This is a genomic window from Sphingomonas sp. ABOLH (assembly GCF_003951715.1).
In the GTDB taxonomy this organism is placed as follows: domain Bacteria; phylum Pseudomonadota; class Alphaproteobacteria; order Sphingomonadales; family Sphingomonadaceae; genus Sphingomonas; species Sphingomonas hankookensis_A.
Genome location: NZ_QQWV01000009.1, coordinates 104,964 through 112,842, shown reverse-complemented (window position 1 = coordinate 112,842; position 7,879 = coordinate 104,964). Strand labels below are relative to the sequence as shown.

Annotated in this window: 7 protein-coding genes; 4 read left to right on the top strand and 3 right to left on the bottom strand. The window is 68.8% G+C overall.

Going from position 1 to position 7,879, the window contains the following annotated elements; all coding sequences use genetic code 11:
* Window positions 1-87 precede the first annotated feature (87 nt).
* Together CA237_RS06835 and CA237_RS06830 are read right to left on the bottom strand one after the other, a co-directional pair.
* Window positions 88-549 carry a M15 family metallopeptidase gene (locus CA237_RS06835; RefSeq protein ID WP_126013439.1) on the bottom strand — a complete coding sequence of 154 codons (462 nt, stop codon included), beginning with the start codon at window positions 547-549 and terminating at the stop codon, window positions 88-90.
* A 530-nt stretch (window positions 550-1,079) separates the two neighbouring features.
* The gene (locus CA237_RS06830) at window positions 1,080-1,799 is read right to left on the bottom strand and encodes a hypothetical protein (protein WP_126013436.1); all 720 of its coding nucleotides are present in this window, start codon (window positions 1,797-1,799) and stop codon (window positions 1,080-1,082) included.
* A gap of 132 nt (window positions 1,800-1,931) precedes the next feature.
* On the opposite strand from CA237_RS06830, the gene CA237_RS06825 reads away from it, so the two are divergent.
* Window positions 1,932-2,642, top strand: a complete 711-nt coding sequence (locus CA237_RS06825) for an SDR family NAD(P)-dependent oxidoreductase (RefSeq protein ID WP_066689319.1) — start codon at window positions 1,932-1,934, stop codon at window positions 2,640-2,642.
* A gap of 882 nt (window positions 2,643-3,524) precedes the next feature.
* Here the strand turns inward: CA237_RS06825 and CA237_RS06820 are convergent.
* Window positions 3,525-4,307 carry an SDR family oxidoreductase gene (locus CA237_RS06820; RefSeq protein ID WP_066689323.1) on the bottom strand — a complete coding sequence of 261 codons (783 nt, stop codon included), beginning with the start codon at window positions 4,305-4,307 and terminating at the stop codon, window positions 3,525-3,527.
* A 152-nt stretch (window positions 4,308-4,459) separates the two neighbouring features.
* Here CA237_RS06820 and CA237_RS06815 point away from each other — a divergent pair, with 152 nt between their 5' ends.
* Genes CA237_RS06815 through CA237_RS06805 form a run of 3 tightly spaced genes read left to right on the top strand, consistent with a single transcriptional unit; the run spans window position 4,460 to window position 7,877 of the window.
* Window positions 4,460-5,839: a short-chain fatty acyl-CoA regulator family protein gene (locus tag CA237_RS06815; RefSeq protein ID WP_066689325.1), complete on the top strand. Its 1,380-nt coding sequence runs from the start codon at window positions 4,460-4,462 to the stop codon at window positions 5,837-5,839.
* 56 nt (window positions 5,840-5,895) lie between these two features.
* Window positions 5,896-7,137, top strand: a complete 1,242-nt coding sequence (locus tag CA237_RS06810; RefSeq protein WP_066689326.1) for a TIGR04063 family PEP-CTERM/XrtA system glycosyltransferase — start codon at window positions 5,896-5,898, stop codon at window positions 7,135-7,137.
* Complete coding sequence (locus tag CA237_RS06805) at window positions 7,134-7,877, top strand: hypothetical protein (RefSeq protein ID WP_066689328.1); 744 nt, start codon at window positions 7,134-7,136, stop codon at window positions 7,875-7,877. The genes CA237_RS06810 and CA237_RS06805 overlap by 4 nt, the downstream gene beginning before the upstream one ends.
* Window positions 7,878-7,879 lie beyond the last annotated feature (2 nt).

Below are 7,879 nucleotides of genomic sequence, written 5' to 3'. Positions count from 1 at the left end.
CCGTTGCAAGCCCGCACCCTCTGGGTGATCCATGAAACGCGCCCCTCGCAGCCTTCAACACCATGTTTTATATAGGAAATATAATGGTCAGGACAGCGAAATCAGCGCCTTACTTGGGAAATGTGGGTGGAAACTCCGCACAAGCGCCAACCCGCATTCGAAGTGCATCGCGTCCTTACGACCGATACTTCGATAGCCGCCGCCCCAATACCAGCCCGCTCGGTGAAAGTGGGGCACCATCACGTCCAAGCCGCGCATGGAGTAACCGGCACCATAAGGAGGAGCGTCGACACCGATGACGAAGTCGATCGCGATCCCCCAGGAATGGTTCGAGTAGGATGCACCGTTCCGCGTCTTTCGAATGAGATGCATGCCGTTATACCCCAGGATGCCGTTCAGCGTCGGGTATTTCCGTAAAACCGTCGCCAGCACACTGCGCAGGCTTGCCAGCGCCGGCTTCAGTCCGGTTGCGCGGAACGGGCCGACCGATTCTGTTGCGGTCAACCCTTTCATCCGTTGGCTGTTAGGATCGCCCAGCAGCGCCATCATGTGCGAACTGGTCGGGCAAACCAGTCCAGCGTTGATCGCCGGGCCGGGAAGTACGGTTCTTTCCCGCCAATACTCGACCAACGGTTCGAACCTGGGTTTCGGCGAAGCAGATGGCGGCGATGCGACAGGTCGCGATGACTTGGGTCGTTCCAGCGGTCTAGTGTGCCGGGGCGGGACAGGTGGTGTCGTCAGCGCCTGCCGGTTGCGGGATGCCGCCGCCTTTGCCGATAGATGTCGAAAAGTCGGGCCACGAACGTCGATCCGCCCATCGGGCCGTCGTATCACATCGCGCTGAAACTGCTCGATGGCCCGGATCGTCTTTCGCCCACAGAGCCCGTCGATCGGACCGGCGAGACGCCGACGCTTTGCAACAGCGATTGAACGGCAATCACGTCCTGTCGACGATTTTCACCGCCCAACCCTACCGACGCCAATATTGCGCTCATGGCATATCACTCCCATCACAGAAGCGACGGAAGAATGCTCGAATCGGGGCGGTGCCGCAAGACGCGGATGCGCACGAGCCCCCCTCAAAACTCCTTGATCAACCGCACGCCCCCCACCGGCCGCGCCCGTTCGCCGCGCTGCTTGTCGGCGCCGACGCCCAACTGCACATTCACCTTGTCCGCCAGCGGCGCATGGAATTGCGGGATGATCGCCACCCCGCCATCGCGGTGCGACTTGTAATTGACCTCGACCCCGGCGATCCGGTCGCGCCCCAGGTCGTAGAAGGTCGAATGGTTGACCAGCAGCCCGGCATCGCTTTCCGACTGGCCGAGCCGCACGTCGCCGACCCCGACCATCGTCATCGTGCTCAGCCGTTCATTGTGCCGGCGCCCCAGCATGTAGAGCAGCGCCTGCGACGTCCGCCCGCTCTCGCGCTCGTAAATGCCCAGATATTGCACGCCGTGCACGGCGCGCCCGCGGTCGAACGTGCCGATCGTCGCCTGCGCGCCCATCTTCAGTTCGGCCAGCCGCGTGCCTTCGAACGGCAGCTCGATTTCCAGCGCGAAGCCGTCGGCAACGGCATATTCGATCTCCGGCGCCCATTCGACTGCGCGTTCCTGCCCCGACAGCGGCGACAGCGCGAGGACGTTGGTCTCCAGCTCGCCCCGCCGCGCGCCCATCGGGCGGACCATGTCGAACACCATCGGTTCGGGAATATGCGGATAGTCGGTGGTGTCGCGCGCGGCGGCGGGAACGGCGCCGACCAGCGTCAGCAGCAGCGCGGCAAAACGGACAATAGCCATGGTTCGAACGGACCCTTGTAGTGCAGGCGCGTTCTACGGTCGGGCGCTGGCGGGTCAAACCGGCACGGGCCACCTGGGGATAGCGGCAGCATTTTGACCGTTATCGTTTACGATGCGGCAACGGAGGCGGCGATGACGACGGCGATGGTGATCGGTGCCAATGGCGGAATCGGTGCGGCGCTGGTGGCGGGGCTTGCCGGTTCCGGCCGCTACACCAGCATCATCGCCGCCGCCCGCCGCGCGCCCGCCGCCTTGCCCGATGGTGTCGACTACCACCCGATCGACCTCGCCGATCCCGCCTCGATCGAAGCCGCCGCCGCGCGTATCGACGCGCCGCTCACCCGCGTCATCGTCGCGACCGGCATATTGCACGACGAAGCGGGCGGCCCCGAGCGCAGCCTGCGCGACCTCGACGCGGACCGTCTCGCCCATCTCTTTGCGATCAACACCATCGGCCCGGCACTGGTCTTGCGGCATTTCGCGCCGCTGCTGGTAAAGGACGCGCCGAGCGCCATCGCCTGTATCTCGGCGCGCGTCGGCAGCATTTCCGACAACCGGCTGGGCGGCTGGTACGGCTATCGCGCGTCGAAGGCGGCGCTGAACCAGATCGTGCGCACCGCCGCGATCGAACTGGCCCGCACCCGGCCACAGGCGGTCTGCGTCGCGCTCCATCCCGGCACCGTCGACACGGGGCTGAGCAAGCCGTTCCAGCGCGGGGTGCCGGCCGAAAAACTGTTCGCCCCGGCCTATAGCGCCGAACGGCTCCTGGCGGTGCTCGACGGCCTGACCCCGGCGCAAAGCGGCCGCATCTTCGCATGGGACGGCGCGGAAATCACACCGTAACTTTCCTACACGCCGCCCGTCTGCCACCGTCGACGACGCTCTTTCGCATCGTCCGCCACCCCACCGCGCCCGCGCCGCCCGAAGCGCCGCGTCTTGCGCGCAAGTGTGAACTTAATGAACTTTGGCCATCGCTACCGACGTGAAGTTCGAACGCCTGCCACCTCCACGCGTCACCCCGGGCTCGACCCGGGGTCCCGCTTCTTCTCCTCCACTGCCGCCCAGAGCGAAACCCCGGATCAAGTCCGGGGTGACGAAGACACCGCGCGCAACCCGCGACGAGTGTGAACTTAGTGAACTTTGGCCACCGCAACCGACACGAGGTTCCAACGCCAGCCACCTCCAACCGTCACCCTGGGCCTGACCCGGGGGTCCCGCTTCATCTTCTCCACCGCCGCCCAAAGCGAAACCCCGGATCAAGTCCGAACCGATGAAGACGCCGCGCGCAGCTCGCGACGAGTGTGAACTTAGTGAACTTTGGCGCCGCAACCGCTACGAGGCTCCAATGCCAGCTACCCCCGGCCGTCACCCCGGGCTCGACCCGGGGTCCCGCTTCTTCTCCACCGCCGCCCAGAGCGAAACCCTGGATCAAGTCCGAACCGACGAAGACGCCGCGCACAACACGCGACGAGTGTGAACTTAGTGAACTTTGGCGCCGCAACCGCCACGAGGCTCCAATGCCAGCTACCCCCGGCCGTCACCCCGGGCTCGACCCGGGGTCCCGCTTCTTCTCCACCGCCACCCCAACCGTCGCCCCGGGCTCGACCCGGGGTCCCGCTTCTTCTTCTCCACCGCCACCCAAAGCGGAACCTCTCGATCAAGTCCAAGCCAACGAAGACGTGGCGCGCAACACGCCACCAGTGTGAACTTAGTGAACTTTGGCCGCTATCCGTCGATCGATCCGCCCATCGACGCATTGACCAGCCCGCCATCGACGGTGATCGTCTCGCCCACCACATAATCACCGGCGCGCGCGGCGAGGTAGATCGCCGCCGCCGCCATATCCTCGTCCGCGCCGATCCGGCCCGCCGGGATCTGCTTGGCCACGCCGTCGCCATGGTCGCGTGCCGCCTTGTTCATCTCGCTGGCGAATGCCCCCGGCGCGATCGAGGTGACGTGGATCGCGTCCATCACCAGCCGCGCCGCCATCCGCCGCGTCAGGTGGATCAGCGCCGCCTTCGACGCCTGGTAGCTGTAGGTTTCCCACGGATTGACACGCTGGCCGTCGATCGAGGTGATGTTGATGACCTTGGCCGGCCGCGCGCGCGATGCGGCCGCCTTCAGCATCGGATGCAGCGCCTGCGTCAGGAAGAAGGGCGACTTGACGTTCAGGTCCATGACCTTGTCCCAGCCGCTTTCGGGAAAGTCCTCGAACGCCTGTCCCCATGCCGCACCGGCATTGTTGACGAGGATGTCCAGCCGGTCGGTGTGGCTGGCCAGCCGGTCTGCCAGCGCGCGGCACCCTTCGATGGTCGATACGTCCTGCGGCAGGGCGGTCGCGCCGATCTCCTCGGCGGTCGCGATGCACTGGTCAGCCTTGCGCGCCGACACGAACACCCGCGCCCCCTGCGCCACGAAGCCCGCCGCGATCATCCGCCCGATGCCGCGCGATCCCCCGGTGATCAGCGCGGTGCGTCCGTCGAGCCGGAACAGGCTGCTGGTATCCATCACATCGTCTCTCCACAAACCCGATGTTCGAATTGGCATCGTTACGGGATGGATAGCCGATACCGTAGCAACAAAAAAGGTGTGCTCGCCCATCTTGCGTCGATTGCCGGCACCTGTAATCTCTTTACAAGCGCACAAAGGGGGCAGGGCAGATGGAAAGCAAGATGTTCGCCGGCCACGCCGTCCGCCGCCTGCGCCGCGGCCACGCGCTGACCCAGGCGGCGATGGCGCAGGCGCTGGGCATTTCCGCCAGCTATCTCAACCTGATCGAACGCAATCAGCGCCCGCTGACCGCGACGCTGCTGGTGGCGCTTGCCGAACGCTATGGCTTCGATGCCCGCACGCTGGCGGCCAGCGAGCCGGGCGGCGGGGCGGAGGCGCTGCGCCGTCGGCTGGCCGATCCGATGTTCGCCGACCTCGCGCTCGACCGCGCCGATATCGCCGAATGGCTGGCCGGCGCGCCGGGCGGGGCGGAGGCGTTCGCCCGCGCCTTTGACCGGCTGGGCAGCGGCGGGGCGGGGGCGCCGGTCACCGCCGACCCGGCGGCGGAAGCGCGCGCGACGATCGAGCGCTGGCGCAACCATTTCCCCGACCTCGACGCCCAGGCCGAGGCACTGGCCGACGAACTGCGGCTGGCCGGCGGCGATCCGGCGGCGGCGATGGCCGACCGGCTGCGGGTGCGCCATCACCTCTCGGTCCGGCTGCTGCCGGTGGAGGCGATGCCCGACCGGCTGCACCGCACCGACCTCCACGCCCGGCAGCTCCAACTGTCCGAACGGCTCGACCCCGCCTCGCGCAGCTTCGCGCTCGCCCGCGCGCTGGGCCATGCCGAGGCACGGGGCGAGGTCGATGCGGTGGTGCGCGGTGCCGGCCTGTCCGACCGGACCGCCGAACAATGGCTCCGTCGCCACCTCCACGGCTATTTCGCCGCCGCCGTCATGATGCCCTATGCCCGCTTCCTGCGCGCGTGCGAGGCGACCGGCTACGACCTCGCGCTGCTCGGCCGCCGTTTCGGGGCGGGGTTCGAACATGTCGCCCACCGGCTGACCACCCTCAACCGCGTCGGCGCGCGGGGGCTCTCCTTCTGCCTGCTCCGGCTCGACCGGGCGGGGCAGGTGTCGAAGCGCTTCGCCGGCGCCAGCCAGTCGCCGCTGGTCGAGGGGGCACCCTGTCCGCTGCTCGGCGCCTTCGACGCCTTCGCACGCGGCGGGGAGAGCATCGTGCAGCTGGTCGAACCGGAAGAGGGCGGCCGCTGGCTGACCCTGTCGCGCACCGTCACTCCGCCCGGCGCCCTGGCCGGAGAGGTGCGGGCGCGCTTCGTCGTGATGCTGGGGGTCGCCGCCGATCAGGCGGGCGGCCTCGCGGCGGCGCGGGGCATCGACCTGTCGGCGCCGGGCATGCCGGTCGGGCCGGGCTGCCGCGCCTGCACCCGCAGCGACTGCCCGCAACGCTCCGCCCCGCCGGCCGGGCGCGCCATGCGATTGGACGACCGAGAGGGCGGGCTGACCCCCTTCGCCTTTGCCGGCGACTGACCACACGCTATGACGGCGTTACGTCTCCTTTAACCCTGTCGTGGCAGGAGGTTGGCATGCGAGTCCTTCACATCCTCGACCATGGCCTGCCCCTGCACAGCGGATATACGTTCCGCACGCGGGCGATCCTGACGGCGCAGATGGCGCGCGGGTGGCAGGTCGCCGCCGTCACCGGCGCGCGGCAGGGCGTGACGGCGGTCGCGCAGGAAACGGTGGACGGCATCGATTTCCACCGCACCGTGCCGCCCCGCCAGCTGCCGGCGCCACTCGGCGAACTGGCGGAAATCCGCGCCTTTTCCGCATCGATCGACCGGGTCGTCGACCAGTTTCGCCCCGACATCCTCCACGCTCATTCGCCGGTGCTCGACGCGCTCGCCGCGTTGCGCGTCGCCCGCCGGCGCAAGCTGCCCCTCGTCTACGAAATCCGCGCCTTCTGGGAAGACGCCGCGGTCGGCAACGGCACCGGCACCGAAGGCTCCGCCCGCTACCGTGCGACTCGCGCGCTCGAAACCTGGGCCGTGCGCCGCGCCGATGGCGTCGCGGTGATCTGCGAAGGACTGCGCCGCGATCTGGTCGCGCGGGGGATCGACGCGGGCAAGATCATGGTGTCGCCCAACGGAGTCGACCTGACCCTGTTCGGCGATCCGCCCCCGCCCGACACCGCGCTCGCCGCCGAACTCGGCTTGGCCGGCATGGAGGTGCTGGGCTATCTCGGCAGCTTCTACGATTATGAAGGGCTCGACACGCTGATCGCCGCCATGCCGGCACTGGTTGCGGCGCGGCCGAACGTCCGGCTGCTGATGGTCGGTGGCGGCCCGATGGAAGCGGCCTTGCGCGCCCAGGCGGCGGCGTCGAGCGTCGCGCACGCCATCCATTTCATCGGCCGCGTGCCGCATCAGGAGGTCGAACGCTATTATGGCCTCGTCGACCTGCTGGTCTATCCGCGCAAGGCGATGCGGCTGACCGATCTCGTCACCCCGCTCAAACCCCTCGAAGCCATGGCACAGCGCCGGCTGGTCGCTGCGTCCGACGTCGGCGGCCATCGCGAACTGATCCGCGACGGCGATACCGGCACGCTGTTCGCACCCGACGATCCCGCCGCGCTGGCGTCGCGCGTCGCCGCGCTGCTCGCCGACCGCTCCGGCTGGGACGCGATGCGCGACCGCGGCCGCGCCTTTGTCGAGGCGGAGCGCAACTGGGCGTCGAACGTCGCGCGCTATCAGCCGCTCTACCAGCGCCTCATCGCCGCACGGCGACCGGGCGCGGTGGTCGGCGATGCATCGATGGTGGACGCATGAACCGCGCACTGCCCCTGACGGTCGCCACGCTGGTCGGGCTGGCCGTCGCGATCGCCATCGCCTTCGTACCGATGTGGCGGATCGAAACGGTGGTGTCCGAAACCGGGCTGCCCGCCTTCCTGTCGATCGCGGAGCCGCCGCTGGGCATAACGGCGCGCGCGGCGCTGATGCTTCTTTCAGGGCTGGCGGTTGCGGTCCCGGTCTGGATCGCGCTGCGCCTGCTCGATCGCGGCCCGGTCGCGCTGCCATCGGCGGAAGCGGTCGAAGAGGAAGCGCCGCCCAGCGTCCGCCGCGCCGATGCCCATCCCGACGCCCCGCCGCGCCCGCCGGTCCGCGCCGTGCGCGATCTGGGTCAGCCGTTCCTCGATCCGGTCGCGCCGGCCGAGCCGGAGGTCGCCCTGCCGCGCGACCTGAACACGCCGATGGCGATGTTCGACCCGGACGCGCTGCCGATGGTGCCGGCCGCCCCACCGCCGACCGTTCGCCCGCTGTTCCGTCCGGCCGCCGAACCCGAGCCCGAACCCGAACCGGTGGCGGAGAGCGAACCCGTTCCCCCCTCGCCGGTGGAACCGCAAGCCCGATCCGCCGAACCTGCGCCCAGCCTGTCGGCGTTGATCGACCGGCTCGACCACGGGTTGCAGCGTCGGCGTGGGGAACGGGGCGATCCCGATGCGGATGCCCCCAATGCCGGCCTCGCTTTGGCACTGGGGGCGCTGCGCCGCATGGCGCGGGGCGAGTAGGG